This is a genomic window from Rathayibacter oskolensis (genome assembly GCF_900177245.1).
GTDB lineage: Bacteria > Actinomycetota > Actinomycetes > Actinomycetales > Microbacteriaceae > Rathayibacter > Rathayibacter oskolensis.
This window is the reverse complement of record NZ_FXBM01000001.1, coordinates 141,451-166,740: the sequence shown is the minus strand read 5'-3', so window position 1 is coordinate 166,740 and position 25,290 is coordinate 141,451. Positions and strand designations below refer to the sequence as shown.

Below are 25,290 nucleotides of genomic sequence, written 5' to 3'. Positions count from 1 at the left end.
GGGGGGTTGCCCGAACCGACTAGGCGATGCGGATCAGCTTCTTGTTGACGAACTCCTCCAGTGCGCTCCGGCCCATCTCGCGGCCGGTGCCCGAGCGCTTCACGCCGCCGAACGGGAGCTCGGCGGCATCGCCGAGGACGAGGTTGATCCAGACCATGCCGGCGTCGATCCGGTCGGCGAGACGCAGCGCCTGCTCGCTGTCGGTCGTGTAGAGGTAGGAGCCGAGGCCGTAGGGCGTGTCGTTGGCCAGCGTGATCGCCTCGTCCTCGTCGTGCACCCGGTAGAGCGCCGCGACGGGGCCGAAGAACTCCTCGCGGTAGGCGTTCATCGCGGGGGTCACGTCCTCGAGGACGGCGGGCGGGAAGAAGTTGCCGGTGACCTCGCCGCTCGCGCGCACCGTCGCGCCCTGCTCCACGGCGGCGGCGAGCTGCGACTCGAGCCGCTCGGTGGCGGCGGAGGAGGAGAGCGGCCCGAGCAGCGTCCCCTCCGCGAAGGGGTCGGCCGGCTGGGCGGCGGTGAACGCCTCGGTGAACTTCGCCGCGAACTCGTCGTAGAGCTCGTCGATGACGATGAAGCGCTTGGCGGCGTTGCACGACTGGCCGTTGTTGTCGAGCCGGGCGGCGACCGCGTCCTCGACCGCCTTGTCGAGGTCGTCGGTCGACAGCAGGATGAACGGGTCGGAGCCGCCCAGCTCGAGCACGACCTTCTTGAGGTGACGGCCGGCGATCTCGGCGACGGCCGCTCCCGCGCGCTCGGAGCCGGTGACCGAGACCCCCTGCACGCGCGGGTCGGCGATGACGGTCGCGGCCTGGTCGTTGCTCGCGTAGAGGTTGACGTAGACGCCGGAGGGGGCGCCCAGCTCCTCGGCCGCGGTGCGGAAGATGTCGGCGATGGCGGCCGCCGACTCCGGGCACTGCGGGGCGTGCTTCAGCAGGATCGTGTTGCCCGCGACGATGTTCGGCCCCGCGAAGCGGGCGACCTGGTAGTAGGGGAAGTTCCAGGGCATGATGCCCAGCAGCACGCCGAGGCCCGCGCGGCGGACGAACGCGGAGCCCGTGCCGTCGGAGAGCGCGATCGGCTCGTCGGCGAGGAAGGCTTCGCCGTTGACGGCGTAGTAGCGGTAGATGTCGGCGGCGAAGCCGACCTCGCCGGCCGCCTGGTCGAGCGGCTTGCCCATCTCGCGCACGATGATCTCGGCGAGTGCATCGGCCCGCTCGACGTGCAGGTCGGCCACGCGCGCGATCAGAGCGGCGCGGGTCGCGACGGGGACGGTGCGCGACCAGGAGGTGTAGGCGTCGTGGGCCGACCCGATCGCGGCGGTCAGCTCGGCGTCGTCGATGCCCGGGTACTCGCTCAGAGTGGTGCCGGAGGCGGGGTCGATCACGGCGTAGTGGGTGCTCATGCGGGCAGTGCTCCTTCGCGGTGGTGGGCTCGCGCCCCGGTGTCGTGCGGGGCGCCGTCGTCCTCGTCGAGGATCTCCTGCGCCAGTCGGCGTCCGACGCGGATCGCGCCGTCGACGTGCTGGTAGCCCTCGGCAGCGAGGTCGCTCGACCCGAAGCGGAGGGGCCCGACCGGCTCGAGCTGGAGCGCGCCGTAGCGGGTCAGCCCGCCCAGGTCGAAGCTCGCGGCGTAGGCGCCCTGGGTCCACTCCTCCGAGGCCCAGTCGCTCTCGTAGTAGACGACGGGATCGAGCGCGGCCGGGCCGTAGTAGGCGGCCAGGGAGTCGAGGATCGCGGCCTTCCGCTCGGCCTCGGGGAGGCGCAGCATCCGGTCGGCCTTCTCGTCCGAGACGAAGCCGACCAGGGTGCCGCGCTCCTCACCGGCGTTGGAGTTGTCGTAGGCCTCGTGCACGAGCGCGTGCGGGCTGAACGCGGTGCCCGACAGACCGTCGGCCCGCCAGAACGGCGTCGCGTAGGTCGCGTGGACCTTGATCACGAGCCCGAGCGACTGGTGCTGCAGCGCCTGCTGGCGCAGGCGCGGGAGGGGAGGATCGAACGCGATGCGGCCGACGAGGTTCGGCGGCACCGCGACGATCGCGTGGCGGGCGTGCACGGTCAGCGCGTCGGTGCGCACCTCGACTCCCTCGTCGGTCCAGTGCACGGAGCGGACCGGCTGCCCGAGGAGGACGCGCTCGGCGCCCAGCCGCTCGGCGAGCAGCTCGGGAACCCGCTGGAGCCCGCCGAGCACGCGCTTGTCGAGGATGAAGTCGGCGTCGACCAGGTGGCTGAACGCGCCGGCGCTCGCCGCCATCAGGAGCGCCTGCAGCAGCGAGAAGGAGTGCGCGGGCTTGGTGAGCATCGCGTCGGCGACGAAGAGCGCGATGTTGGCGCGCGCCTCCGCGTCGTCGGTCTGCTCCTCGAGCCAGGCGCTGAAGCTGATGCGGTCGTAGTCGTGGGCGAGCGGATGCGCCCACGGCGCGGCCGGGTCGGTCTCGGCCACCAAGCGGTCGAGCAGGGCGATCAGGCGGGCGATCTCGGCCTCGGTGGCCGCGGTGCCGGGGAAGATGTCGCCGGTGAAGCGGCGCGCCCGGCCGTCGGCGCCGATGTAGACGCTCTCGCCGTCGCGGTAGCGGGAGTAGGTGTCGAGGCCGAGCTCGGCGAGGGTCTCGAGCAGGGCGGTCTGGTCGGGCGAGACCCACTGCCCGCCGATCTCGAGCAGCTGGCCCTCGACCTCGCGCGTCTCGAGCCGGCCGCCGACGCGGTCGCGGGCCTCGAGGACGACGACGCCGCGGCCCTGCTCGTGCAGGCGGAGGGCGGCGGTGAGCCCGGTGGCTCCGGCTCCGATCACGACGACGTCGTGCTCGATTCGGGTCATGACAACTCTTTCCGTCGGCGATCGCCGTATTGCGCAAGGGATCACGGATGATTTTGGCACAGGAACAGCCGAAATGGGCGGTGCGCTGGCAGCAGCCCGGTATTACATAGGCGTGCTATCTTTATGGCTCTGGGGCTCCTGTCCCCGAGAAAGGTCCCACGCCGTGACCACCTCCTCCTCCCCCGCAGCAGGCGGCTCGATCCTCAAGCAGCCGCTCGCCGTCTGGGCCGTCGCCTTTGCCGCGGTCATCGCCTTCATGGGCATCGGCCTGGTCGACCCGATCCTCCCCGCGATCGCCGAGAGCCTCGAGGCGACGCCGACCGAGACCTCGCTGCTGTTCACCAGCTACCTGGTGATCACCGGTGTCGTGATGTTCTTCACCAGCTGGCTCTCGAGCCGCATCGGCGCGAAGAAGACGCTGATGATCGGCCTCGTGCTGATCGTGGTGTTCGCCGCTCTCGCCGGCACCGCGGGCAGCGTCGAGGGTGTCATCGGGTTCCGCGCCGGCTGGGGCTTCGGCAACGCGCTCTTCATCTCGACCGCGCTCTCGACCATCGTCGGCGCGGCCAGCGGAGGCTCGTCGGCCGCGATCGTGCTCTACGAGGCCGCACTGGGCATCGGCATCGCGATCGGGCCGCTGCTGGGCGGCCTGCTCGGCAGCGTCTCGTGGCGCGGACCGTTCTTCGGCACCGCGGTGCTGATGGCCGTCGGCTTCGTCGCCATCGCGACCCTCCTCCGCGAAGACGGACCCCGCCCCGCGCCGACCCCGCTCTCGGCTCCCTTCGCCGCGCTGAAGGTCCCGGCGATCCGCACCCTGGCCGGCGCCGCGCTCTTCTACAACATCGGCTTCTTCGTGTTGCTCGCCTACACGCCCTACCCGCTGGGGCTCGACGAGATGGGCCTGGGCTTCACCTTCTTCGGCTGGGGTCTCGGAGTCGCGATCACCTCGGTGTTCGTCGCGCCGCTGCTGACGAGGCGGTTCCCCCGCACGCTCGTCCTGCGCGCCGTGCTCGTCCTGCTCGCGCTCGACCTCGTCGCCGGTGGCCTGGCGATCTCGTCGCGGGTCGGGCTCATCGTCTGCATCATCGTCGGCGGCCTGCTGCTCGGCGTCGTCAACACCGTGCTCACCGAGTGCGTGATGGAGGCGACAGACCTCCCGCGGTCCGTCGCCTCCTCCGCCTACTCGGGTGTGCGGTTCCTGGGCGGTGCGATCGCCCCGCCCGCCGCCTCCGCCCTCGCCGCCGCGATCTCGCCCGCGTTCCCGATGTACGCCGCCGCGGGCGCCGTGCTGGTCGCGTCGCTGATCGTGCTGCTCGGTCGGCGCACCCTCGCGCGCGCCGACTCCCACGGCGAGGAGCCGGTGGTCGTCGAGGCCGAGTCCATCACGTTGGGCGAGTAGCCGACCCCTGTCGTATCGCGACCCCTGGATCCGCGAGCGCAACGCGGAATCGCGTGCCAAGCGATTCCGCGAAGCGAACGCACGACGCTCTGCGGTACTTCACCGCCTCGAGAAGCCGACTGCGGGAGGGGCGGCGGGGACGCCCCTCCTAGAGAGCACTGCCGAGCTGGGGGTAGACCGCCTCAAGAGGGCCGGACAGCCCGGCCTTCACCTGGCGGCTGGTCTCGTCGGCCAGGACCTCGAAGGCCCCGGACTCGAGTCCGTCGTAGGTCTGCCCCACGACGTCGACCGGGCTCGACTTGGGGCCCTCGACCCCGGCGGCCATCGGGGTGTCGACATAGCCGACGTGCAGGCCGAGCACGTGCACGCCCTGCGGCGCCAGCTCGAGCCGCAGCGAGTTCGTGGCCGACCAGAGCGCCGCCTTCGAGGCGCTGTAACCGCCGGCCACCGCGAACCAGCTCAGCGCGGAGTGGACATCGACGATCGCCGCGCCGTCGGCCTCGACGAGACGCGGCGCGAACGCCGTCGCGAGCAGCACCGGCGCGAAGAAGTTCGTCTCCATCACGGCGCGCAGCTCGTCGGCGCTCAGCTCGAGGAGGCTGCGGCTCGCCGCGGAGACACCCGCGTTGTTGACGAGGACGGTCACGTCGGGCGCGGCCTCGACGGCCGCGCGCACCGACTCCGCGTCGTTCACGTCGAGCACGAGCGGGACGATCCGCTCGTCGCCCCACTCCTTCGGGCGGCGGGCGGCGGCGTAGACCTTCGCGGCTCCGCGCGCGAGCGCCTGGGTGACGAACTCGGACCCGAGACCGCCGTTGGCTCCGGTGACGAGGACGACGGCTCCGTTGAGTGATGACATGGTGGGTGCTCCCTGGGCTCGGGTCGCGACGTCCGCGACCAGTGCTCTCGACAACCCGGATCCAGTAGGTTGGTATTCCCAACTCACTCGCACACCGAAGGAGCACCGATGGCCGCCCTCGAGATCACCCCCCGCGTCTGCCCGATCGCCGCCGGCCTCGAGGTCCTCGGCGAGCGCTGGAGCCTCCTCGTCCTCCGCGAGATCGCCTTCGGAGTGCACCGCTTCGACGGCATCCGGGCCTTCACCGGAGCTCCGCGCGACATCCTGACCGCGCGCCTGCGCAGCCTCGAGGAGCACGGGGTCATCGAGCGGATCCGGTACTCCGAGCACCCGCCGCGCTTCGAGTACCACTTCACCGAGGCGGGCCGCGAGGCGGTGCCGGTGCTCATCGCCCTCGCCGCGTGGGGCGAGCGCTGGGCGCGCGACCCCGAGGCGCGGCAGCCCTACGCGCACGACTGCGGCGCCCGGCTCGATCCGCGGCTGCACTGCGCGGAGTGCGGCGAACCGATGGGCGCCGACTCGATCGAGCTCGTCATCGGCTGAGCTCGTCGTCGGCTGAGCTCGTCGTCGATTGAGCTCAGGCCGCGACCTCGAACATCCGCGGCCGCAGCGGAGCCGTCAGCGGATCCGCGGCGCACGCCGCCAGCGCCGCCGCGAGCACTCCGGGCGCGGGTCGCGGAGAGCGCACGTACACGTCGACCCCCGCCGGGGTGAACGGAGTGCGCGCGAACCGCGTCAGCGCCCACCCCGCCTCCGGATCGGCCGCGACGAACGACCACCGGCTGCGCGCGAGAAGCGTCAGCGGCTCGACCCCGCGCCAGCGGAAGCCGAGCGGATCCGCGGGGTCGGGCGCGTCGATCCCGACCACGTAGCGCGTCGAGCGCCTCCCCCGCCAGCTCACCACGTCGCCCACCTCACCGCTCGGCAGCGGCGCGTAGGTGATCGCGACTCCGGCCCGCGAGCGCCAGAGCGGCAGACTCGACCCGCGCACGAACCACGTGCCCGTGGCCAGCGCCTCCCGGTCGATCACCGCAGGGCGTGCTCGACGTTGGAGCGGGCGAGCGCGATGGCCTCGCCCGCGCCCCCGTTCATCACGATCTTCGACATCGCCAGCGCGAAGCCCTTCACCTGGGCGCCCGTGATGGTCGGCGGCAGCGAGAGGGCGAGCGGATCGGTCACCACGTCGACGAGGACCGGTCCGCCGTCGGCCAGCGCCTCGCGCAGCGCGCCCTCGACCTCGCCCGGATCCTCGACGCGGATGCCGCGGATGCCGATCGCGGTCGCGACCTGCGCGTAGTCGACCATCGGCACGTCGACCGCGAAGTCGGGGAAACCGTCGACCAGCATCTCGACCTTCACGAGCCCCAGCGTCGAGTTGTTGAAGACGACGATGGTCACGGGCAGCCGATAGGCGGCCACTGTCACCAGCTCGCCCATCAGCATCGACAGTCCGCCGTCTCCGCTCAGCGACACGACCTGCCGGCCCGGGTGCGAGAGCTGCGCGCCGACCGCCTGCGGCAGGGCGTTCGCCATCGATCCGTGCAGGTAGGAGCCGATCAGGCGGCGCCGCCCGTTGGGGGTGATGTAGCGCGCCTGCCAGACGTTGCCCATGCCGGTGTCGGCGGTGACGATCGCGTCGTCCGACAGCAGTCCGTCGAGGGTGGAGGCGACCAGTTCGGGGTGGATCGGGCGCCGCTCCTTCACATCCGTGTACTTCCCGACGACTCCGGTGACGAGCTTCTCGTGCTTCTTCAGCATCTTGTCGAGGAAGCGGTGGTCCTTCCGCTTCACCAGCGGAGTGAGGGCGGTGAGCGTGGCCGCGACGTCTCCGTGAACCGGGTGCGCGACGCTCACCCTCCGGCCGAGCTTCGAGGCGTCGGAGTCGACCTGGGCGATCACGACCTCCGACGCGTCGGGCAGGAACTGCTCGTAGGGGAAGTCGGTGCCCAGCAGGATCAGCAGGTCGGCGTCGTGGATGCCGGCGTGGGCGGCTCCGTAGCCGAGGAGGCCGGTCATGCCGACGTCGTAGGGGTTGTCGTACTGGATCCACTCCTTGCCGCGCAGCGTGTGGCCGACGGGAGCGCCGACCAGCTCGGCGAAGGCGACGACCTCGTCGTGCGCGTTCTGCACTCCGGCTCCGGCGAAGATCGCCACGGTCCGGGCCTTGTCGATGGCGGCGGCGAGCGCCTCCACATCGGCCGCCGCCGGCACCAGGGTCGGAGTCGCCGGCAGCACGAACGCCGGGAACTCCCCGACCGCGTCGAGCTCGGCGATGTCGCCCGGGAGGGTCACCACGGCCACCCCGCGCAGGGCCACCGCACTGCGCATCGCGGCGTTGACCACGCGCGGCGCCTGGGCGGCGGTCGAGACCAGCTCGCGGTAGTTCGAGCACTCGACGAAGAGCCGGTCGGGGTGCGTCTCCTGGAAGTAGGAGGAGCCGATCTCGTTGCTCGGGATGTGGCTCGCGATTGCGAGGACGGGCGCTGAGGAGCGGTGCGCGTCGTAGAGGCCGTTGATCAGGTGCAGGTTGCCGGGGCCGCAGCTGCCCGCGCAGACCGCGAGCCTGCCGGTGAGCTGGGCCTCCGCGCCGGCGGCGAACGCGGCCGCCTCCTCGTTGCGCACGTGGATCCAGTCGATGCCTCCCTTCGCCGAGCCGCCGCTGCGGCGGACGGAGTCGACGATGGGGTTGAGGGAGTCCCCGACGATCCCGTAGATCCGGGAGACCCCGGCGTCGATGAGCTGAGCGATGAGCTGGTCCGCGACCGTCTTCTGAGCCATCTCCCTATTCGACTACCGACGGCAGCGGATCCGCTACCGGGTCGAGGAGAACAGCGGGACGCACACGCGCGGGCCCGTCTCGCCCTAGCCTGGGCCTGATCCTGTCACCGCTGCCTCGTCTGGAGTCGCTCATGAACCGCCGCCGTTCCTCCCTCGCCCTCGCCGCAGTGCTCGCGCTCGGCCTCACCGGCTGCTCGGGCCTGAACAGCCTGATGGGCGGCGAGACCCGCGACGAGTCGTCGGGCGAGATCACCGAGGGCGGGACGACCGACGTCTTCCAGCTGCGCGTCGGGGACTGCCTGAACGACGAGCTGACCGAGACCGCGACCGAGGTCACCGACGTCCCGACGGTTCCGTGCACCGAGCCGCACAGCTACGAGGTCTTCCAGAACGTCACGATGGCCGAGGCCGACGCCTACCCGGGAGAGGACGCGACCGTCGCCCAGGCCGAGACCGACTGCACGGCCGCGTTCGAGGGCTTCGTCGGCCTGAGCTACGAGGAGTCGCAGTACGACTTCAGCTACTACTACCCGACCGAGCAGAGCTGGGGCGGCGGGGACCGCGTCATCAACTGCCTGATCACCGACCCGGCGGGCCCGAACACGGGCAGCCTCGCGGGCGTCGCCGCCTGATCCCGTCGACCGGCGGTCAGGGAGCGGAGGGGCGCGGGAACAGGCGCAGCAGCAGGCCCGAGACGATCCAGATCGTCGCGATGCCGACGACCAGCCAGCCGGCCGGCAGCCCCGAAGCGGCACCCGCGAGCACCGCACCGACCGCGGCGGCCGCGGCGCGCAGGCCGGCACCGATGGTGAACACCTGCGAGCGCACGGTCGCCGGGCTCTCCTGGTCGCGCAGGAGCAGCATCGCGGCGTTCGCCGGCGCCGTGAAGATCCCGGCCGCGGCGAACGCGGCGACCGTCGCGATGATGCCGAGGTCGGGTGCCGCCACCAGCAGCGAGACGCCCGTCGCGACGAAGCCCGCCCCCATCACCCAGGCGGGCGGCCGGTGCGTCCACCTCCGGGCCGCAACGGCGATCGCGCCGACCAGCCCGCCGACGGCGAAGGCGGTGAGGATCCAGGCGGCGGCAGCCGTGGTGCCGAGCCGCTCGATCGAGAGGCCGATCGCGGCGACCCCCGCGGCGCCTCCTCCGACCTGGCTGAGCGTGCCCGACAGGGTCACCACGGCGATCGGCCGATGGCGGACGAGGTGCGTGATCCCGGCGGCGATGGTGGCGCGGACCCCGATCGTCGGGGCGGGGCGCGCGTCCATCACGAGGACGAGCGAGCCGAGGACGCCCACGAGCGCCAGCCCGGCCATCGCGAGCATCGCGACGCGCGCCGAGCCGACTCCGATCGCGAGCCCGGCGATCGCGGGGCCGCTGATCGAGGAGACCGTGTACGAGAGCGAGTCCTGCGCGTAGGCCCGGCGCGGATCCGCGATGGCGCTCGTGACGAAGCTCGACATGCCGCCCATGTAGACCGGTGTCGAGAGTCCCGCGAGCACGAGCAGGAGCGCGATCAGCGGAGTCGGGACGTCGCCGAGGAACGCCGCGAGGGCGAAGGCGGCGGCGGTCGTGATCGCCGCCGCCACCAGCAGACGGCGCGGGCGCCGGATCCGGTCGAGCACCGTGCCCACGAGCGGAGCCGCGACGACGCTGGGGAACAGCGCCGCTCCCGTCAGCAGGCCGCCGAGCGCGACGTCGTCGAGCCGTTCGACGGCGAGGACGGGGAGGGCGACGACCATCCCCGCGCTCGCGAGACGGAGGGGGATGGACGCGGCCTGGTAGGTGAACGCGCTCATGCGGATCCGGAGGTCATCACCCTCGATCGTGTCACGGCTTCGGGGGCCGTCGTGCACGCACGACCTCCCGGACTCACGGCAGGAGGATCACCTTGCCGTTCAGCGTGCGCGACTCGGCGAGCTCGAGGGCGGCGACGACCTCGGTGAGCGGGAAGCGCGCGGCGATGTTCGCCGTCACGGTCCCGTCGGCGAGGAGCGCGAAGAGCCGGCCGAGATCCTCCTGGAGGCGGGCGCGGAAGCGCGCGGGACGCAGGGAGTGCCCGGCCCAGAAGTTGTAGAACGTGGCGCTGCGTCCGTTGGGCGCGAGGTTCCAGAGCGCGATCCGCCCGAGCGCCCTCATGAACGGCACCGCGACGCTGCCGGTGGTCGGGGCGGAGGCGATCGCGTAGGCGACGAGCGCACCTCCGGGGGCCAGGAGCGACCAGGCGACGCGGGTCGTCTCTCCGCCGACGTTGTCGAACGCCGCGTCGACCCCGCCCGGTGCGAGTGCGCGCACGGCGGCGGCGAGGTCGGGATCGGCGTAGTCGACGGGATCGACTCCCGCGGCTCGCAGCGCCTCGTGGTGACGGGGAGACGCGGCGCCGATGACGCGGATGCCCGCGTGGCGCGCGAGCTGGATCAGGATCCCGCCGACTCCGCTGTTCGCCCCGAACAGCAGGATCGTGCCGCCCCGCCGGACGCGGGCCGACCGGTGCAGCATCTGCCACGCGGTGACGCCGTTGACCGCGACGGTCTCGGCGTCCTCCGACGCGACGTCGTCGGGCACGAGGACGCACTCGAGCTCCTGGACCAGCGCGTACTCGACCCAGCCGCCCGTCTTCGTGATCGAGGCGACCCGCCGGCCGAGGAGTCCGCGGTCGCCTCCCGCGCCGACGCCGACGACGCGGCCGACGAGATCGTAACCGGGTGTGAACGGGAAGGCCGGCTGGTCGTAGTAGCGGCCGCGGCGCATCGCCTGCTCGGCGAACGAGATGCCGGTGGCCTCGACGGCGACGAGCAGCTCGCCTGCGCCGGGCTGCTGGAGGGGCACGCGCTCGAGCTCGAGGCCCGACGGCTCGACGAGACCGGGGAGGACGATGCGAAGGGCGGTGGCGGGGAGAGTGGACATGTGACTGATCGAACACTAACAACTTGGGGCTGTCAAGGATCCGAGCGCATCCGCCTCCCCTTCAGCACCAGCTGGACGGCGGCGAGCACGAGCAGGCCGGCGAAGAGGTACCCCGAGAGGCGGGCCGGCAGCAGGAACGACAGCGCGACTCCGGCGAACGAGAAGGCCGTCGCCGTCAGGCCCACGACGAGCCCCGCCCGCACCTCGAGCAGCCCGCGCCGGGCGTTCGCGATCGAGCCGGTGATCGCCGTCGGGATCATCGCGGCGAGCGAGGTGCCCTTCGCGAGCAGATCGGCGAGACCGAACGCGCCGACCAGGACGGGCACCGCGATCGCGCCCCCGCCGATGCCGAAGAGACCGGAGGCGACGCCCATCCCGATGCCGAGCCCCGCGAATCCCGGCCAGACCCCCCAGCCCTCCGCGACCTCACCCGTCTCGTTCGAGCCGAACACCGCCATCCGCACCGCCGCCGCGAGCAGCAGGGCGACGAACAGCCAGCGGAGCACGCCGAGCGGGAGCCGTGCCAGCAGCCAGGAGCCGCCGACCGCGCCGAGCACGGCGGCTGCGGCGATCACCGCGGCGGGGAGCCACGCGACCTGACCGGCGAGCGCGTAGCCGAAGGCGCCGGCGACCGAGGTCGGCGCGATGGCCAGCAGCGACGTCGCGGAGGCGCGGCGCTGGTCCATCCCCGCCCAGGCGATCAGCATCGGCACCATCACGATTCCGCCGCCGACCCCGAAGGCGCCCGAGAGCACTCCGCCGATCGCGCCGATGAGCGCGAGCACCAGCATCGTCCTCGCACGGAGGGGGGCGGCAGTGGCCTCGGGGGTCGCGTCATCCGTCACGACCCCATGCCACCACAGCGGCGACGGGAGGGCGAACCGCAGCCCCGTCGCACGGCCGAAACATGGGATGCGTAGCCTCCTGGGTGGCGGGACGCGGCCGGGGGGCTCATCGCGGGGAGGGGCACGGGCATGGGACGTGTGGCGGCACTCGCGATCAGGGCGGTCTTCGAGCGGGAGGCGCGGCGCACCGCCGCGGCGATGCGCCCGAGGGTGCCCGAGGGCGTGACCCGGGTCGCGGAGCCGATCCCCGCCCGGGCGGGAGCACCCGCGACGACCGCGGACGTGTTCCGCTCACCGGGAGCGGGTGCCCGCGCGACCGTGGTCTGGATCCACGGCGGCGGCTGGGTCTCCGGCCACCGCCGCGATGTCGAGCCCTACCTCCGCCTGCTCGCCGGCGCCGGCTACACGGCCGTCGGCCTCGACTACGGGCGCGGGCCCGAATCGGTGTACCCGACCGCGCCACGGCAGCTCCTCGCCGCGCTCGAGCACCTGCGGCGCAACGCCGGCCGACTCGGGATCGCCCGCGACCGCATCGTGCTGGCCGGCGACTCCGCGGGCGCGCAGCTGGCCAGCCAGCTGGCCACCGCGATCACGAACCCCTCCTACGCGCGCGACGCGGGGCTGACCACGACGCTCCCGGTCGACGCCGTCCGCGCGGTGGTGCTGCACTGCGGCGTCTTCGACCTGCCGGCGCTGGCGACGGCCACCGGAGTCGCCGGCTGGGGCCTCCGCTCGGCGCTGCGCTCCTACACCGGGCAGAGGAACTGGCCGGAGTCGACGGCGGCCGCGCAGATGTCGACCATCGACCACGTGACACCGCGCTTCCCTCCGGTGTTCATCAGCGGAGGCAACGCCGACGCCCTCACGGCCGGCCAGTCCCGCCCGTTCGCGGCCCATCTGCGCTCGCTCGGCGTCCCCGTCACCGAGCTCTTCTGGGGCGAGGGCCACGAGGCGCAGCTCGGACACGAGTACCAGTTCCACCTCGACCTCCCCGACGCCCGGGCCGCCCTCGACCGCACGCTCGCCTTCCTCGCCCACGCCACCTCCCGCTGACGAGGCGCCTCCTGGCAGTTCCCTGGACGCTGTGGGACTCGGCGTGACGATCGAGCGCCGGCGCGCGTCCTACCCGCAGAACCGCCCGATCGGAGTGATCGGGGAGCGAGCGAAAGAGGAGACCATGGCCGAGAGCATCACCACCACCACCAGCGGCGCTTCCGGAGCCGGCGCTTCCGGAGCCGGACGCACCGTCATCGACGACGGCGTCATCGCGAAGGTCGCCGGCATCGCCGCCCGCGAGGTCCCCGGTGTGCACGCCCTCGGTGGCGGAGCCGCCCGCGCGATCGGCGCGCTGCGCAGCGCGATCGGGACGGACGACCGCGGCCAGGGCGTGAAGGTCGAGGTCGGCGAGCGCCAGGTCGCCGCCGACGTGGTCATCGTCGCCGAGTACCCCGCGCCCCTCCAGGACGTCGCCGAGGGAGTGCGCTCGGCCGTCGCCGGCGCGATCCAGCAGATCGTCGGGATGGAGGTCGCAGAGATCAACGTGACCGTTCAGGACGTGTTCATCCCCGAGGCCGACGCTCCGGAGGCCCAGCCGCGGGTCGCCTGACCCCCAGAAGTAGTCCATACGTACGACGCCTCGCGGTCGGAGGGCCGCGAGGCGTCGTCCGTGCGCCAAGATCGAGAGCGCGCGATCCCCGGACCCGGATCCCTGTCCCGCCCGATCCCGAATCCGAACAGGAGGTGCGTCGTGCAGCAGGACAGCGCCCGACCCCTGCAGGTCGACGATGCCGTCGCTCTCGTCGCCATCCTCGCCGCCCTCGAGGCACTGGTCGCTGCGGGGCGCCTCGCCGACTCCGAGGTGGACGTGCTGCGGCACGGCCTCGAGCTGGGCGGCACCGTCCTCCTCGGCTCGGACGCGGACGAGATCGCCGCCGCGATCGGCGCTCTGAACGGGCGACTCCGTGACTCGATCGGCTGACCCCTCCGACCCTCGTCGCGCAGTAGTCTGGGCTGACCCACCGATGAGGGACAGCCGTGGGTGGCCAGGTCGCGTGTCGACCGGCACTGACGGGGAGGACCACCGGTGAACGGAGACCACTACGTGCTCCTGACGGCCACCCCGTGGGACGACCGCACCGAGATCATCGGCGTCTACGCCTCCGAGGCCTGGGCCAGGGAGGCCGCAGCAACGTGGCTGCGCGACCCCGACCGGGAGGCCTTCCCCCGCTGCGTGATCGAGGCCTGGAGCGGGGCGCACCTGCTCGAGCGCTCCGTGATCGAGGGGATCACCGGCGAGGAAGTCGACGAGGGCGCGCGGGCCGACTGACCGACCAGGGCTCGAGCAACCAGTGCGACGGCCTCGTGAAGTCCGGAGGCAGCACCGTCGCCGCATCGCCCCGCATGCTCGAGACCTGCGACTGGGTCAGGTAGATCGCCTCCGAGAGGTCGGCCCCCGAGACGTCCGCGTCGCGCAGGTCGGCCCCGAGCACGTCGCAGGCGCGCAGATCCGCCCCGCGCAGGTCGGCGGCGAGCAGCAGAGCGCCCCGCAGGTCGACGCCGCGCAGATCGGCGCCGGCGAGGGAGGCCCCGGCCAGGTCGGCGCCCGGGACCAGCTCGGCGCCGCGGCGGAGGCGCCCCGACGGCCGACCCGTCCCCCTCGCTCCGCCGCGCCCCGCCCGCGCTGCAGCACTCGCGGTGATCAGGACGGGGCGCGACGCCGCGAACTCGGCGTCGACGTCGAGCGCGAGGACGTCCTCCGCCCGCCCGAGCGTGAGCGCGTGCACGGCGTCGAACCGGTCGCGCAGACTCGCGCGGGCCGCCGCATCGCCGCCCGGCAGAGCCAGCGCCGACTCGAGGTACCAGAGCAGCTCGTGCAGTCGCCGCATCAGGGGGAACACCGCGAACATCCGGCGCCGGACCTCCTCGTCACCGCGCCACGAGACGCCTCCGAACGTCTGCATCGAGACCTTCTGGCCCGCGCCGAAGCAGTCGAAGACGGTGCAGCCCACGAAGCCGCGCGGCCGGAGGGTGCGGTGGACGGAGCAGGAGTCGTCATCGTCGAGGTTCACGCAGGGGTCGCCGGCGGCCTTGTCGAGCGGGAAGTCGGCCGAGCGCGAGAACGCGAGCGCGACGCAGCACAGGGCGAAGCAGCGGGAGCAGTCGGCGCCGAGATCCTCCCGGCGCCCGAGATCGACCCGGGTGCGTGACATGAGCCCCGAGCCTACGCTCGGGTCAGTGCGCGAGGGCCAGCACCGCGACGACGACGGCGCCGAGTCCGACGATGCCCGCCAGCGAGACCAGGCTCTGCCGCCAGCTGAGCCCGGCGCGCGCGACCGCGATCAGGGCGATGCCGGCCAGGGTGACGACGTAGACGCCGACGGCGATGCGCAGCGCCGCCAGCGGTTCGAGCCAGCCGAGGACGGCCGCGAGCAGCGCGAGGACGGGGAAGGACGCCGAGGCCAGCGCCCCGGCGGCGATCTGCAGCATCGTCCGGACCTCGGCGCCGGAGGGGAGGGCGGCGTGCGCGACCTGATGGGCGATGATCTCGGCCACGAAGCCCGCGGCCGAGATGCCGATGATCGAGACGATCAGGCTGTTGAGCGCGTGCCCGGCGTCGGGATGGTCGTCGACGGCGTAGATCATGACGACGGCGAGTCCGGTGAAGGCGGCGTACACCCGCTCCTTGAGCGCTCGCGCGATCTGGTCGAGCGGAGCGCCGTGGCCCCGCCCGCGGCGGCGCGAGCCGCCACGGAAGCCGGTGCGTGCGTCACCGGGAGCCGCCGATTCTCCCGTCACGTCAGTAGGAGCCGGAGTCGACGCGGGCGGCGGAGGAGTCGCCGGCGAGGCGGGCCGCGAGGTCGCCCAGGATCGTGGCCGAACCGCTCGTGCCGAAGCGCGTCACGCCGAGCGCGCGGTAGGCGAGGAGCGTGTCGAGGTCGCGGACGCCTCCGGACGCCTTCACCTGGACGGCGTCCGAGACGGCCCCGCGCATCAGCCGCAGGTCGTGCTCGTTCGCGCCGCCGCCTCCGAAGCCCGTCGCGGTCTTGACGAAGTCGGCGCCCGCTCGCTCGGACGCCTCGCTGCCGGCGACGATCTGCTCGTCGTCGAGGTAGCTCGTCTCGAGGATCACCTTGACGACGTGGCCGGGGGCGGCCTCGACGACCGCGCGGATGTCGTCCTCGACGTCGGCGAGGAGTCCGCTGCGCAGGCGGCCGATGTTGACGACCATGTCGAGCTCGGCCGCGCCGTCGGACAGCGCCTGGCGTGCCTCGGCGACCTTCGCGGCGGTCGAGGTGGTGCCGTGCGGGAACCCGATGACGGTGCCGACGAGGACGCCGGAGCCCTCGAGGCGGGCGACCGAGTGCACGATGTCGGAGGGGCGCACGCAGACGCTGAAGACCCCCGACACGCGGGCCTCGTCGAGCTGGGCGTCGACCTCGGCGCGGGTCAGCTCGGGCTTGAGGATCGCGTGGTCGATGAGCGCCGCGACCTCGGCGACGCTCGGAAGGCTGGTGTCGGTCATGCCTCCATGTTAGGAGGGGCGACCGACCCGCCGCCCCGGGCCACCGGGCCCCACCCGCCCCAGCGCGGCTCCTGGACGAGCGAGACGGGCCTCCCCCGCCGATCCGTCACGAACGGCCGCCTTCGCCGAGCCGAGGGAGCCACGTGCGCCGGATCGCCCTGAGAAGAGAGGGACAGCCTGAGAAGAGGTGGACAGCAAGCCGGACGTGCGAGCGCATCGCGAAATCGCGTGCCAAGCGATTTCGCGCAGCGGACGCAGGACGCTCTGCGGGACCCGGCCACCTCGGCGAGCCGACTGCGGCGAGGGGCGGCGGGGACGCCCCTCGCACGGGAACGCCGAAGGCCCCGGATCGCAGGATCCGGGGCCTTCGGTCGTTCACGCAGCTAGCACGCTGGGAGAAACCGGCGCGTTGCGCCGGTCTCTACCAGCTCGACTTGGTGATGCCGGGCAGTTCGCCGCGGTGGGCCATGTCGCGGAAGCGGACACGCGAGATGCCGAACTTCGAGAGGTTGCCGCGGGGGCGGCCGTCGACGGCGTCGCGCGAGCGGACGCGGACGGGCGACGCGTTGCGGGGGAGCTTCTGGAGGCCGACGCGGGCCTCCTCGCGGCTCTCGTCGGTCCCGGCCGGGTCGACGAGGGCCTTCTTCAGCTCTAGGCGCTTGGCCGCGTAGCGGTCGACGACGATCTTTCGCTGCTCGTTGCGGGCGATCTTGCTCTTCTTAGCCATACTTAGCGCTCCTCGCGGAAGTCGACGTGCTTGCGCACTACGGGGTCGTACTTCTTGAGCACGAGACGGTCGGGGTCGTTGCGACGGTTCTTCTTGGTCACGTAGGTGTAACCGGTTCCTGCCGTCGAACGGAGCTTGATGATGGGACGGACGTCCTGCTGCTTTGCCATTAGATCTTCACCCCACGAGCGAGAATGTCCTTGACGACGGACTCGATGCCACGGGCGTCGATGACCTTGATGCCCTTGGCCGACAGCGTCAGGGTGACGTTACGGCGGAGCGAGGGGACGTAGTACGTCTTCTTCTGCACGTTCGGGTCGAAGCGGCGCTTGGTGCGCCGGTGCGAGTGCGAGATGGCGTGTCCGAAGCCGGGGACGGCTCCGGTCACCTGGCAGACTGCTGCCATAGTTTCCTCCATATGTGGTTACCGTGGGCCACGCGCGGCACGAGGCCTCGCCCGACCCACCCAAGGTCACTTGTCGGCGCGCGCCCGGAGGGCAGCACGCGAGCGCATGCAGATGCACGCAACCTGAGTAGCTTAGGCGAGCGGCGGGCCCGCCGCAAGGAGGCTCACGCGGGCGCCCTGGGCGATCGCGGCGGCCACCGCCTCGAGGCTCGGCGTCCGCAGCGCCCACTGCTGCCAGAAGAGGGGGACGTCGACGGGGCCGCCGCCGAGCGGGACGAGTCCCGGTGCCCCGACGGGCGACTGGAGCTCCGGCAGCATGCCCCAGCCGAGCCCGAGTCGCACCGCCGCCTCGAAGTCGGTCGACCCCGGCACGCGGTGCTGCGGCGGACGGCCGTCGACGCCCTGCGCCGCGAGGAACCGCTCCTGCAGCCGGTCCTTCTCGTCGAAGACCACCGCCGGCGCCGTGGCGAGCGCCGCGAGATCTCCGGAGGGGAACCACCGGTCGGCGAAGGCCGGCGCCGCCATCGCGCGGTACCGCATGACGCCGAGGGGGGCGACGGTGCAGCCCAGCACCGCCTCCGCCTCGGCCGTGACGGCCGCGAGCACCGTGCCGTCGCGGAGGAACGCGGTGGTGTGCTCCTGATCCTCCCGGTGCAGCTCGAAGACGACGTCGGGGACCGCGGCGAGCGCGGGCAGGACCCAGGTCGCGAGCGAGTCCGCGTTGACGGCCAGCGGCACGACGACCGGGCCGGCGGAGTCGCCGTCGTCGCCGAGGGCGCGCACGGCCTCGTCGGCCAGCAGCTCGATCTGGCGGGCGAGGCGGAGGAGTCCGGCGCCCGCCTCCGTCGCGACGACCGGCCGCGAGCGCACCAGCAGCACTCGGCCGGCGGCGGACTCGAGCGCCTTGATCCGCTGGCTCAGCGCCGAGGGGGTGATCCGCAGCGCGCGAGCGGCCGCGTCGAAGGAGCCGTGCCGGACGGCGGCAGCGAGGGCGCGGAGGCGGGAGAGGTCGAGATCGTCGGTCTGCATCAGTTCTGCTTACGGTACTGAAGGAGCATGAGCTGGTCTACAGAGATGGCCCGTCGTAGCGTCGGGTCGTGTCCTTCCTCCTCGCCGCCGCCTCCGGGCTCGGGTTCGGCCTCTCGCTCATCATCGCCATCGGAGCCCAGAACGCCTTCGTGCTCCGGCAGGGTCTTCGCCGCGAGCACGTGCTCGCGGTCGTCGCGATCTGCGCGCTCGCCGACGCGGCGCTGATCGTCCTCGGCATCGCCGGGATCGGGGCCGTCCTCGAGTCGGCCCCGTGGCTGCTCGTGGTCATCCGGTGGGGCGGCATCGTGTTCCTCCTGGCCTACGCGGTGCTCGCGGCCCGGCGCGCCCTGCGACCGGGGACCCTCGACGGCGATCCGGCCGGCGCCTCGACCACGCTCCGCACGGCCGTCGGGACCTGCCTCGCGCTGACCCTCCTCAACCCGCACGTCTACCTCGACACGGTCGTGCTGCTCGGGTCGGTCGCGAACACCCACGGCGACGAGCGCTGGTGGTTCGGCGCGGGCGCCGCCCTCGGGAGCGTGCTCTGGTTCACCGCGCTCGGGTTCGGCGCCCGAGCGCTGCGCCCGCTGTTCCGGAGTCGCGCGGCCTGGCGGGTGCTCGACGCGGGCGTCGCCGTGGTGATGGTGGTGCTGGCGGTGTCCCTCGCGCTGAGCTGAGGCCCCGTGGCGAGGCGGAGGGAGGCCTCAGCTCGCGACCGCCGGCAGTTCGGCGACCGCGACGGCGCCGCCGCGGGCATCGGTGATCTCGATGGCGGTCACGGAGGCGCGGAGGACCGCGGCGTTCATCTCGCAGTCGATCGCGACGGCGCTGCCGAGGAACGACCCCGACGCGAGGCGCTCCCCCGTGTCGGTGACGAGGACGAGCGAGTAGCTCTCGCCGACGGTGAAGCCCGTGCCCTCGAGGATCGTCTCTGTGCCCCAGGTGTGGGCGACGACCGAGCCGTCGAGCTCGATCCCCGCGGCGCGGTCGTCGAAGGCGATCGTCTCCACCGCTCCGAGGGTCCCGGCCGGGCCCTCGACGGGACGATCGCCGAGCGAGAACAGGGCCGGGCCCGCGACGGCGCCGAGCACGAGGCCGGCCGCCGCGGCGCCGACCGCGAGGGCGATGCGACCGCGCCGCGGCGTGCGGGACGCGGCGGGTGACGCCTCCTCGACGGCGAGGATCCGCGAGCGCAGCTGCTCGCTCGGCACCGCCTCGTCCCAGTCGCCGAGCGCGCGGAGATCCGCGAGGACGACGCCGAACGCGGCGAGCTCGCGGTCGATCGTCGGGTCGGCCGCGCGCAGCCGGTCGAGCTCGGCGGCTTCGACGTCGGACAGCTCCCCCGCCAGGGCGGCGGCGATGAGCTCCTCGCGGCGGCCCGGCGTCTCGGTCATGGTGTCTCCTCGGTCATCCGGCGCTCCTCGGCAGTGGGCTCGGTGTCCGCGAGATGCTCGCGGAGCGCTCGGAGGGCGTAGAACGCTCGGGTGCGCAGGGTCGCGACGGGCACTCCTGTCGCCTCCGAGACCTCGGCGTAGCTCTCACCGCGCACATGGATGGCGACGACGACGGCGCGGTGCTCCGCCGAGAGACGGGCGAGCGCCTCGACCAGCATCAGCGGCTCGAGCGGGTCGGCCTCGTCACCGGGGACGTCCTCGAGCACGTCGCCCGCGACCAGTCGGGGCAGGCGCTGCACCGAGCGGTGCACGTCGATGACGACGTTGCGCGCGATCGCGAACAGCCAGGTCCGCAGGCTCGCCCGCTGCGCCGAGTAGCTCTCGCGGGAGCGCCAGGCGCGCAGGAACGTCTCCTGCACGCAGTCCTCGGCCAGCGAGCGATCGCGCAGCGCGTTGACCGCGAACCCCAGCAGCGCGCCTCCGTGCTCGTCGAAGGCCGCCGCGAGATCGAAGTCCGGCGGTTCGCCGGCGCGCGTGCGGAGCCGGGCGACGGCTGCCGGAGCGCGATCGGAGGAGGACTGCGTCATCGCGGGCTCCTCCGATCGTCGCGTCACTGCCGCGAATGCCATCGGCGCCTCCTGACGGGGCCGCTCGGTCCCTCGGAGGGGATACGACCCGCGAGGGCGGTCCGTTCATCCGGATGCTGGAGTCGATTCTATGAGAGGGAGTTCAGGCGCAGGACGACTCCCGCCTCGGCTCAGAGCGTGACGACGAACTTCTCGGCGCGGGCTCCCGCGCGCAGCCGGGCGAGCGCCTCGGGAATCGCGGCGAGCCCGTGGCCGACGACCCTCGCCTCCGGTGCGGCGCGGTGCCGGCCGTCGGCGAGCGCCGCCGGGAGGTAGTCGTTCCAGACGGCCGGTCCGACCGCGGTGTCCTTCGGGCTGCCGCCCCAGATCGCCGACACGTGCACTCCGCGGCGTCGGGCGAGGGCGGCGCGCAGCGCGGTCACCGGAGTCGGATGCGCGGAGGCGATGCGGCGCCTCCCGCCCACTCCGCGGGCCCGGTCGAGGGCGAGCGCGATCGGCAGCGATCCGCCGGCGACCGCCAGGGTGCCCACGAGGTCGTGACCGTCGAGGATCCGCACGAGCTGATCCACCGCATCGGCGTCGTGGTAGTCGACGACGGACTCGGCACCGAGTTCGCGGAGGAGGCCGGCGTTGCCGAGCGACGCCGTGGCGACGACGCGATGGCCGGCGCTGCGCGCGAGCTGGACGGCGTTCATGCCCACGCTCGTCGCCGCTCCGAGCACCAGCACGGTCGTGCCGCGCGCGGGGCCCCCGAGGGCGGGGAGCTCGAGGCCGAGCTGATCGGCCTCGAAGAGACCGGCCGCGGCCGTCGTGAGCGCGAGCGGAAGCACGGAGGCGTCCTCGAACGAGAGCGTGTCGGGGAGCCGCGCGCACAGCGTCGCCAGCAGCGTCACGTGGCTCTGGAACGCGCCCTCGGCGGGCGAGTCCCGACTCCGCTCCGCCCCGACGGCGAAGCCGGCGACCCGGTCGCCGACGGCGAGGGTCGTGACGCCGTCGCCGACCGCGACGACCTCACCTGCGACATCCGATCCGAGGACGGCGGGGTAGCTCAGCCACGGGTAGACGACGCGGCGGGCGATGCCGTTCATGGCGTCGACCGGGTTCACGGCGACGGCGCGAGCGCGGACGACCACCTCCGAGGGCCCGGGAGCCGGAACGGGGGCCTCGCCCACCTCGAGGGAGCCGAAGCGGGTTCTCAACCAGAGCGCTTCGTGCCAATCGGGGGCTTCGTGCTGGGCGGGGTTCGTCATGGCTGCTCCTTCGTGATCCGGCGGACCGATGACACGCCGTGTCATGAGCATGGGTGATGACACGTCGTGTCGTCAAGTACCCTGGGTGTCATGACGCGATGGGCACCGGATGCGGCGAGCAGGCTCCACGAGGCCGCTCTCGAGCTCTTCCTCGAGCAGGGCTTCGCCGCGACGACCGTTCCGCAGATCGCCGAGCGCGCGGGACTGACCACGCGGAGCTTCTTCCGCCACTACGCCGACAAGCGCGAGGTGCTCTTCGTGGGCGAGGACGAGCTGCCGGCGGTCGTCGCCCGGGTGGTCGACGAGGCCGACCCGTCGCTGCCGACGATGGCGGTCATCCACGACGGGCTGCGCAGAGTGGTGCTGCCCCGCCTCGAGCTGTACCGCGACGAGCTGCTGCGGCGCTGGAGCATCGTGCGTACCGACGAGGCGCTCCGCGAGCGGGAGCTGCGCAAGCTCGCGATCATCCACGACGTCGCCACGGAGGCGTTCGCGCGGCGGGGTCTGCCGCCACTCGAGGCGCAGGTCGCCGGGCGGCTGGCGGTCGCGGTCTACGACATGACGCTGGAGTGGTGGCTCGCGGGCGGGGCCGAGGCGCCGCTCGCGGACATCCTCGCGGACGTGGTGCGGGTGGTGTCGGCGACGGCGCATCCCCCGGCGTGAAGCGGCCGGGTCACGAGCCCGGTCTCGGCCCGCTTTGCACGAGCACTCGCGGCCCGCAAGTCCGAGACAGCGCGCTCGCGCTGTGGTCGCATGAGAAGCGCGCCCCGAGGTCGAGGCATCACCCTGTCGAGCGAGGAGCCTGCATGCCCACGAGTGCCGCCGAGGCCGCCCGGCCGACCCTCTTCGCCCTGCACGGGCTCGGGTTCGGCCGCCAGCTCTTCGACCCGCTGATGCGGGAGCTCGACGGTGTCGTCGAGGTGGTGGCGCTCGATCTGCCCGGCTTCGGCGACGAGCGCGACAGCCCCGAGAACTCGCTGGAGCAGACGGTCGCGTTCGTCGTCCGCCGCATCCGCGCGCACGGGTCGACCCGCTGGATGATCGCCGGCCACAGCATGGGCGGCAAGGTCGCGTCGCTGGTCGCCTCCCGGACGATGTCCGGCCGGGCCGGTCTCTTCGGGCTCTCGGGGGTCGTGCTGCTGGCCGCCTCACCGCTCTCGCCCGAGCCGATGGACGAGGAGCAGCGGCGCACCATGCTCGGCTGGGTCGACGACGGCCCGCTCACCGAGGAGCAGGCGCACGAGTACCTGGAGCAGAACCTCGGCGGCGATCTCCCGGACGAGCTCCAGCGGACGGCGGTCGCGCAGCTGCTCCGCGCCTCCCCGACCGCCTGGCGCGACTGGCTCGAGACCGGGAGCCGGATCGACAGCACCGCTGAGGCCGCCGTCGCGTCGCTCCCGGCGCTCGTCGTCGCGGGCGGGGCCGACGGCGACCTGGGCACCGACGGGCAGGAGCGCACCAACCGCCCGCTCTACCCGCGCTCCCGCATGCTGACCCTCGACGGCGCCGGGCACGTGCTGCCGTTCGAGCGCCCGGCCGAGATCGCCGCTGCGATCCGCGCCTTCTGGGAGGAGGAGGCCGGCACCGCCCCGGTCGTCCCGGCCGACGCGGCCAGCACCATCGCCTCCGCCCGCACCAGCACGCGCGTGCGCTCGATCCTGTCGGAGCGCGCCCTCCCCGACGACCCCGGCTACACGCCCCGAGCGCTGACCCCGGAGCAGCTGGGCACCCTGCGCGCGATCGCCGACCGGGTCGTGCCGCAGGACGGCCCCCGGATCGACCTGGCCGCCCGCGTCGACGCGCAGCTCGCCGAGGGGATCGGCGACGGCTGGCGCAACGCCGAGCTGCCCGCGGACCCCGTCGCCTACGCTCTCGCCCTTGACCGGCTCGCGGGCTTCGAGACCCGCACCGCCGACGAGCAGGACGCCGAGCTGACGGCGCTGGCCGCCGGCCGGGCTCCGGCCGACGACGGGGCTCCGGCCGACGGCCCGGCCGGGCGCCTCTCGCCCGAGCAGCTGAGCGCCTGGTTCGAGGACTGCCGCGTCGACCTCGTGCGGCAGTGGCTCGCCCACCCCGCGATCCAGGCGCGCGTCGGCTACGACGGCTACGCGACCGGCGGCGACACGGCGCTCATCCCCGGCTTCCGCCTGCTCGGCGCGGGCGAACGGGAACCCTGGGAGCCGAGCACGAGGAGTCACCGATGAACACCACCGGCATGCGCCGCTTCGCCCTCGACGAGGTCGTCGACGCCGTCGTCATCGGGACGGGGGCGGGAGGCGCGCCCCTCCTCTCGAGTCTCGCCGCACGCGGCCTCCGCGTCGTCGCCCTCGAGGCCGGCCCGTTCTTCGATCCGATCGACTACACGGCCGACGAGGACGCGGCCGCGCAGATCAACTGGATGCAGGAGCGCCTGAGCGGCGGCGAGACCCCCACCGCGTTCGGCCCGAACAACAGCGGTCGCGGAGTGGGCGGTTCGACGCTGCACTGGGGCGCGTTCACCCCGCGGCCCGATCCGCGCGATCTGCTCCTCCGCTCGGAGTCGGGCGTCGGCCGGGACTGGCCGGTCGCGCACGCCGAGCTGACCGCGTACCTCGAGCAGGTGGAGGCGACCATCGGCGTCTCGGGGCCGGCCGACTACCCGTGGGACCCCTCCCGCCGCTACCTCCAGGGGCCGGTCGGGCGCAACGCGTCGGCCGACATGATGCTCCGCGGCTGCGAGGCCCTCGGCATCCGGGCCACCGACGCGCCCGCCGCCGTGCTCAGCGGGGGTCGGCATCAGGGCGGGTTCGGCGACCGCCCTGCCTGCGTCAACTGCGGCCAGTGCCACCAGGGCTGCCGCACCGGCGCCAAGGCGAGCATGGAGAACACCTATCTGCCGCTCGCGGTGCGCGCGGGGGCCGAGATCCGCGCGGAGTCGTTCGTGCACGGGATCGAGCTCGACGCGGCAGGGCGGGTGAGCGCGGTCGTCTACACCGCCGACGGAGTCGAGCGGCGTCAGCGCTGCTCGGCCCTGTTCCTGTGCGCGGGCGGAGTCGAGACTCCGCGCCTGCTCCTGCACACCGGTCTCGCCAACAGCAGCGGGCAGGTGGGCCGCAACTTCCTCGCGCACGGGGCGACCCAGGTCTGGGGCACCTTCGAGACCGAGATGCGCGGCTACCGCGGCTACCCCTCCTCCGTCATCACCGAGGACACGGTGCGGCCCGCCGACGCCGACTTCGCGGGGGGCTACCTCATCCAGAGCCTCGGGGTCATGCCGCTCACCCTCGCCACCTCGATGGCGCGCGGCGCCGGGCTCTGGGGGCGCGCCCTCGTCGACGCGCTCGACGGCTACCGGTTCCTGGCCGGGGTCGGCATCAACGCCGAGTGCCTGCCCGCCGACGGCAACCTCCTCGAGCTGACCGACGAGCTCGACGAGCACGGCGTCCCGAAGGCGCGCATCTCGTTCTCGGCCGGCGCCAACGAGGAGGCGATCGACGCGCACGCGATCCGCACGATGACCGCGATCGTCGAAGCGGCGGGCGCGACGAGCACGCGAGTGCTCGCCCGCACGGCGCACACGATCGGCACCTGCCGGATGGGGACCGACCCGGGGGACGCGGTGATCGACCCCGACGGCCGCAGCTTCGACATCCCGAACCTCTGGGTCTGCGACAACTCGGTCTTCCCGAGCGCCGTGATCGCCAACCCGGCGCTCGCGACGATGGCGCTCTCGCTGCGCACCGCCGACCGCTTCCTGGCGGCGTAGCGCCGGGCGCCGCTCCGCGAGGGCGCG

The 25,290-nt window shown here is 73.1% G+C and carries 29 protein-coding genes; 11 read left to right on the top strand and 18 right to left on the bottom strand.

Going from position 1 to position 25,290, the window contains the following annotated elements; genetic code table 11:
* Window positions 1-19: 19 nt before the first annotated feature.
* A complete protein-coding gene (locus tag B9Y99_RS00840; RefSeq protein WP_085474727.1) occupies window positions 20-1,402 on the bottom strand; it encodes an NAD-dependent succinate-semialdehyde dehydrogenase in 1,383 nt (460 codons plus the stop codon).
* Entirely contained in the window at window positions 1,399-2,814 is a 1,416-nt protein-coding gene (locus tag B9Y99_RS00835; RefSeq protein ID WP_085474726.1) for a flavin monoamine oxidase family protein, read from the bottom strand. Before B9Y99_RS00835 ends, B9Y99_RS00840 begins: the two co-directional genes overlap by 4 nt.
* 163 nt (window positions 2,815-2,977) lie before the next feature.
* Between B9Y99_RS00835 and B9Y99_RS00830 the strand changes: the two genes are divergently transcribed.
* Window positions 2,978-4,213, top strand: a complete 1,236-nt coding sequence (locus B9Y99_RS00830) for an MFS transporter (RefSeq protein ID WP_244274731.1) — start codon at window positions 2,978-2,980, stop codon at window positions 4,211-4,213.
* 148 nt (window positions 4,214-4,361) lie between these two features.
* On the opposite strand, the gene B9Y99_RS00825 is transcribed toward B9Y99_RS00830, so the two are convergent.
* Window positions 4,362-5,072, bottom strand: coding sequence for an SDR family oxidoreductase (locus B9Y99_RS00825; protein WP_085474724.1), 711 nt, complete (start codon window positions 5,070-5,072; stop codon window positions 4,362-4,364).
* Window positions 5,073-5,180: 108 nt separating this feature from the next.
* Between B9Y99_RS00825 and B9Y99_RS00820 the strand changes: the two genes are divergently transcribed.
* Window positions 5,181-5,615 carry a winged helix-turn-helix transcriptional regulator gene (locus B9Y99_RS00820; protein WP_085474723.1) on the top strand — a complete coding sequence of 145 codons (435 nt, stop codon included), beginning with the start codon at window positions 5,181-5,183 and terminating at the stop codon, window positions 5,613-5,615.
* Window positions 5,616-5,649: 34 nt separating this feature from the next.
* On the opposite strand, the gene B9Y99_RS00815 is transcribed toward B9Y99_RS00820, so the two are convergent.
* Both B9Y99_RS00815 and B9Y99_RS00810 read right to left on the bottom strand, forming a co-directional pair.
* Window positions 5,650-6,102 (bottom strand): hypothetical protein, encoded by a 453-nt coding sequence (locus tag B9Y99_RS00815; protein ID WP_085474722.1) that lies wholly within the window; start codon window positions 6,100-6,102, stop codon window positions 5,650-5,652.
* Window positions 6,099-7,850, bottom strand: coding sequence for a pyruvate dehydrogenase (locus B9Y99_RS00810; protein WP_085474721.1), 1,752 nt, complete (start codon window positions 7,848-7,850; stop codon window positions 6,099-6,101). The genes B9Y99_RS00815 and B9Y99_RS00810 overlap by 4 nt, the downstream gene beginning before the upstream one ends.
* Window positions 7,851-7,981: 131 nt before the next feature.
* Between B9Y99_RS00810 and B9Y99_RS00805 the strand changes: the two genes are divergently transcribed.
* Complete coding sequence (locus B9Y99_RS00805; RefSeq protein WP_085474720.1) at window positions 7,982-8,482, top strand: septum formation family protein; 501 nt, start codon at window positions 7,982-7,984, stop codon at window positions 8,480-8,482.
* 16 nt (window positions 8,483-8,498) lie between these two features.
* Here the strand turns inward: B9Y99_RS00805 and B9Y99_RS00800 are convergent, their stop codons facing one another.
* The 3 genes from B9Y99_RS00800 to B9Y99_RS00790 all read right to left on the bottom strand — a co-directional run bounded on the left by B9Y99_RS00800 (window position 8,499) and on the right by B9Y99_RS00790 (window position 11,603).
* Entirely contained in the window at window positions 8,499-9,650 is a 1,152-nt protein-coding gene (locus B9Y99_RS00800; RefSeq protein ID WP_085474719.1) for an MFS transporter, read from the bottom strand.
* Between the two features lie 73 nt (window positions 9,651-9,723).
* Window positions 9,724-10,758, bottom strand: a complete 1,035-nt coding sequence (locus tag B9Y99_RS00795; protein ID WP_085474718.1) for a zinc-binding dehydrogenase — start codon at window positions 10,756-10,758, stop codon at window positions 9,724-9,726.
* Window positions 10,759-10,790: 32 nt separating this feature from the next.
* Window positions 10,791-11,603, bottom strand: coding sequence for a sulfite exporter TauE/SafE family protein (locus tag B9Y99_RS00790; protein ID WP_129587837.1), 813 nt, complete (start codon window positions 11,601-11,603; stop codon window positions 10,791-10,793).
* Window positions 11,604-11,732: 129 nt separating this feature from the next.
* On the opposite strand from B9Y99_RS00790, the gene B9Y99_RS00785 reads away from it, so the two are divergent.
* From B9Y99_RS00785 to B9Y99_RS00770, 4 genes are all read left to right on the top strand, one after another.
* Window positions 11,733-12,656, top strand: a complete 924-nt coding sequence (locus tag B9Y99_RS00785) for an alpha/beta hydrolase (protein WP_085474716.1) — start codon at window positions 11,733-11,735, stop codon at window positions 12,654-12,656.
* A 124-nt stretch (window positions 12,657-12,780) separates the two neighbouring features.
* Window positions 12,781-13,209 carry an Asp23/Gls24 family envelope stress response protein gene (locus tag B9Y99_RS00780; protein ID WP_085476171.1) on the top strand — a complete coding sequence of 143 codons (429 nt, stop codon included), beginning with the start codon at window positions 12,781-12,783 and terminating at the stop codon, window positions 13,207-13,209.
* Between the two features lie 141 nt (window positions 13,210-13,350).
* Complete coding sequence (locus B9Y99_RS00775; RefSeq protein WP_085474715.1) at window positions 13,351-13,581, top strand: hypothetical protein; 231 nt, start codon at window positions 13,351-13,353, stop codon at window positions 13,579-13,581.
* 105 nt (window positions 13,582-13,686) lie between these two features.
* Complete coding sequence (locus B9Y99_RS00770) at window positions 13,687-13,929, top strand: hypothetical protein (protein WP_085474714.1); 243 nt, start codon at window positions 13,687-13,689, stop codon at window positions 13,927-13,929.
* Here the strand turns inward: B9Y99_RS00770 and B9Y99_RS00765 are convergent.
* The 7 genes from B9Y99_RS00765 to B9Y99_RS00735 form a co-directional block, all read right to left on the bottom strand.
* On the bottom strand, window positions 13,889-14,812 hold the full coding sequence (locus B9Y99_RS00765) for a pentapeptide repeat-containing protein (protein WP_085474713.1): 924 nt from the start codon (window positions 14,810-14,812) through the stop codon (window positions 13,889-13,891). The two genes, B9Y99_RS00770 and B9Y99_RS00765, sit on opposite strands and share 41 nt — an antisense overlap.
* Window positions 14,813-14,834: 22 nt before the next feature.
* Window positions 14,835-15,398, bottom strand: a complete 564-nt coding sequence (locus B9Y99_RS00760) for a hypothetical protein (RefSeq protein ID WP_085474712.1) — start codon at window positions 15,396-15,398, stop codon at window positions 14,835-14,837.
* A 1-nt stretch (window position 15,399) separates the two neighbouring features.
* Window positions 15,400-16,125 carry a deoxyribose-phosphate aldolase gene (gene deoC, locus B9Y99_RS00755; protein WP_085474711.1) on the bottom strand — a complete coding sequence of 242 codons (726 nt, stop codon included), beginning with the start codon at window positions 16,123-16,125 and terminating at the stop codon, window positions 15,400-15,402.
* Between the two features lie 421 nt (window positions 16,126-16,546).
* Window positions 16,547-16,852 carry a 30S ribosomal protein S14 gene (gene rpsN, locus B9Y99_RS00750; protein ID WP_056038146.1) on the bottom strand — a complete coding sequence of 102 codons (306 nt, stop codon included), beginning with the start codon at window positions 16,850-16,852 and terminating at the stop codon, window positions 16,547-16,549.
* A gap of 2 nt (window positions 16,853-16,854) precedes the next feature.
* Window positions 16,855-17,022: a 50S ribosomal protein L33 gene (gene rpmG, locus B9Y99_RS00745; RefSeq protein WP_027692168.1), complete on the bottom strand. Its 168-nt coding sequence runs from the start codon at window positions 17,020-17,022 to the stop codon at window positions 16,855-16,857.
* Complete coding sequence (rpmB, locus tag B9Y99_RS00740) at window positions 17,022-17,258, bottom strand: 50S ribosomal protein L28 (protein WP_055786157.1); 237 nt, start codon at window positions 17,256-17,258, stop codon at window positions 17,022-17,024. Before rpmB ends, rpmG begins: the two co-directional genes overlap by 1 nt.
* A gap of 132 nt (window positions 17,259-17,390) precedes the next feature.
* Window positions 17,391-18,287, bottom strand: coding sequence for an ArgP/LysG family DNA-binding transcriptional regulator (locus B9Y99_RS00735; protein ID WP_085474710.1), 897 nt, complete (start codon window positions 18,285-18,287; stop codon window positions 17,391-17,393).
* 68 nt (window positions 18,288-18,355) lie between these two features.
* Here B9Y99_RS00735 and B9Y99_RS00730 point away from each other — a divergent pair, with 68 nt between their 5' ends.
* Window positions 18,356-18,964: a LysE/ArgO family amino acid transporter gene (locus B9Y99_RS00730; RefSeq protein WP_085474709.1), complete on the top strand. Its 609-nt coding sequence runs from the start codon at window positions 18,356-18,358 to the stop codon at window positions 18,962-18,964.
* 27 nt (window positions 18,965-18,991) lie between these two features.
* Here B9Y99_RS00730 and B9Y99_RS00725 read toward each other — a convergent pair whose 3' ends face one another.
* The 3 genes from B9Y99_RS00725 to B9Y99_RS00715 form a co-directional block, all read right to left on the bottom strand.
* The gene (locus tag B9Y99_RS00725; protein ID WP_085474708.1) at window positions 18,992-19,681 is read right to left on the bottom strand and encodes a hypothetical protein; all 690 of its coding nucleotides are present in this window, start codon (window positions 19,679-19,681) and stop codon (window positions 18,992-18,994) included.
* On the bottom strand, window positions 19,678-20,268 hold the full coding sequence (locus tag B9Y99_RS00720) for a sigma-70 family RNA polymerase sigma factor (protein WP_085474707.1): 591 nt from the start codon (window positions 20,266-20,268) through the stop codon (window positions 19,678-19,680). Before B9Y99_RS00720 ends, B9Y99_RS00725 begins: the two co-directional genes overlap by 4 nt.
* Before the next feature lie 170 nt (window positions 20,269-20,438).
* On the bottom strand, window positions 20,439-21,518 hold the full coding sequence (locus tag B9Y99_RS00715) for a zinc-binding alcohol dehydrogenase family protein (protein ID WP_085474706.1): 1,080 nt from the start codon (window positions 21,516-21,518) through the stop codon (window positions 20,439-20,441).
* A 90-nt stretch (window positions 21,519-21,608) separates the two neighbouring features.
* On the opposite strand from B9Y99_RS00715, the gene B9Y99_RS00710 reads away from it, so the two are divergent.
* From B9Y99_RS00710 to B9Y99_RS00700, 3 genes are all read left to right on the top strand, one after another.
* Window positions 21,609-22,181 carry a TetR/AcrR family transcriptional regulator gene (locus B9Y99_RS00710; protein WP_085474705.1) on the top strand — a complete coding sequence of 191 codons (573 nt, stop codon included), beginning with the start codon at window positions 21,609-21,611 and terminating at the stop codon, window positions 22,179-22,181.
* Window positions 22,182-22,324: 143 nt separating this feature from the next.
* Window positions 22,325-23,722 (top strand): alpha/beta hydrolase, encoded by a 1,398-nt coding sequence (locus B9Y99_RS00705; RefSeq protein ID WP_085474704.1) that lies wholly within the window; start codon window positions 22,325-22,327, stop codon window positions 23,720-23,722.
* Entirely contained in the window at window positions 23,719-25,263 is a 1,545-nt protein-coding gene (locus B9Y99_RS00700; protein WP_085474703.1) for a GMC family oxidoreductase, read from the top strand. The genes B9Y99_RS00705 and B9Y99_RS00700 overlap by 4 nt, the downstream gene beginning before the upstream one ends.
* The last annotated feature ends 27 nt before the right edge of the window (window positions 25,264-25,290 follow it).

Excerpts from the sequence above, each read along its gene's own strand:
- B9Y99_RS00840 (WP_085474727.1), bottom strand. The coding sequence starts at position 1,402 with ATGAGCACCCACTACGCCGTGATCGACCCCGCCTCCGGCACCACTCTG.
- B9Y99_RS00835 (WP_085474726.1), bottom strand. The coding sequence starts at position 2,814 with ATGACCCGAATCGAGCACGACGTCGTCGTGATCGGAGCCGGAGCCACC.
- B9Y99_RS00825 (WP_085474724.1), bottom strand. The coding sequence starts at position 5,072 with ATGTCATCACTCAACGGAGCCGTCGTCCTCGTCACCGGAGCCAACGGC.
- B9Y99_RS00820 (WP_085474723.1), top strand. The coding sequence starts at position 5,181 with ATGGCCGCCCTCGAGATCACCCCCCGCGTCTGCCCGATCGCCGCCGGC.
- B9Y99_RS00810 (WP_085474721.1), bottom strand. The coding sequence starts at position 7,850 with ATGGCTCAGAAGACGGTCGCGGACCAGCTCATCGCTCAGCTCATCGAC.
- B9Y99_RS00805 (WP_085474720.1), top strand. The coding sequence starts at position 7,982 with ATGAACCGCCGCCGTTCCTCCCTCGCCCTCGCCGCAGTGCTCGCGCTC.
- B9Y99_RS00800 (WP_085474719.1), bottom strand. The coding sequence starts at position 9,650 with ATGAGCGCGTTCACCTACCAGGCCGCGTCCATCCCCCTCCGTCTCGCG.
- B9Y99_RS00795 (WP_085474718.1), bottom strand. The coding sequence starts at position 10,758 with ATGTCCACTCTCCCCGCCACCGCCCTTCGCATCGTCCTCCCCGGTCTC.
- B9Y99_RS00785 (WP_085474716.1), top strand. The coding sequence starts at position 11,733 with ATGGGACGTGTGGCGGCACTCGCGATCAGGGCGGTCTTCGAGCGGGAG.
- B9Y99_RS00780 (WP_085476171.1), top strand. The coding sequence starts at position 12,781 with ATGGCCGAGAGCATCACCACCACCACCAGCGGCGCTTCCGGAGCCGGC.
- B9Y99_RS00765 (WP_085474713.1), bottom strand. The coding sequence starts at position 14,812 with ATGTCACGCACCCGGGTCGATCTCGGGCGCCGGGAGGATCTCGGCGCC.
- deoC (WP_085474711.1), bottom strand. The coding sequence starts at position 16,125 with ATGACCGACACCAGCCTTCCGAGCGTCGCCGAGGTCGCGGCGCTCATC.
- rpsN (WP_056038146.1), bottom strand. The coding sequence starts at position 16,852 with ATGGCTAAGAAGAGCAAGATCGCCCGCAACGAGCAGCGAAAGATCGTC.
- rpmG (WP_027692168.1), bottom strand. The coding sequence starts at position 17,022 with ATGGCAAAGCAGCAGGACGTCCGTCCCATCATCAAGCTCCGTTCGACG.
- rpmB (WP_055786157.1), bottom strand. The coding sequence starts at position 17,258 with ATGGCAGCAGTCTGCCAGGTGACCGGAGCCGTCCCCGGCTTCGGACAC.
- B9Y99_RS00735 (WP_085474710.1), bottom strand. The coding sequence starts at position 18,287 with ATGCAGACCGACGATCTCGACCTCTCCCGCCTCCGCGCCCTCGCTGCC.
- B9Y99_RS00725 (WP_085474708.1), bottom strand. The coding sequence starts at position 19,681 with ATGACCGAGACGCCGGGCCGCCGCGAGGAGCTCATCGCCGCCGCCCTG.
- B9Y99_RS00720 (WP_085474707.1), bottom strand. The coding sequence starts at position 20,268 with ATGACGCAGTCCTCCTCCGATCGCGCTCCGGCAGCCGTCGCCCGGCTC.
- B9Y99_RS00715 (WP_085474706.1), bottom strand. The coding sequence starts at position 21,518 with ATGACGAACCCCGCCCAGCACGAAGCCCCCGATTGGCACGAAGCGCTC.
- B9Y99_RS00710 (WP_085474705.1), top strand. The coding sequence starts at position 21,609 with ATGACGCGATGGGCACCGGATGCGGCGAGCAGGCTCCACGAGGCCGCT.
- B9Y99_RS00705 (WP_085474704.1), top strand. The coding sequence starts at position 22,325 with ATGCCCACGAGTGCCGCCGAGGCCGCCCGGCCGACCCTCTTCGCCCTG.
- B9Y99_RS00700 (WP_085474703.1), top strand. The coding sequence starts at position 23,719 with ATGAACACCACCGGCATGCGCCGCTTCGCCCTCGACGAGGTCGTCGAC.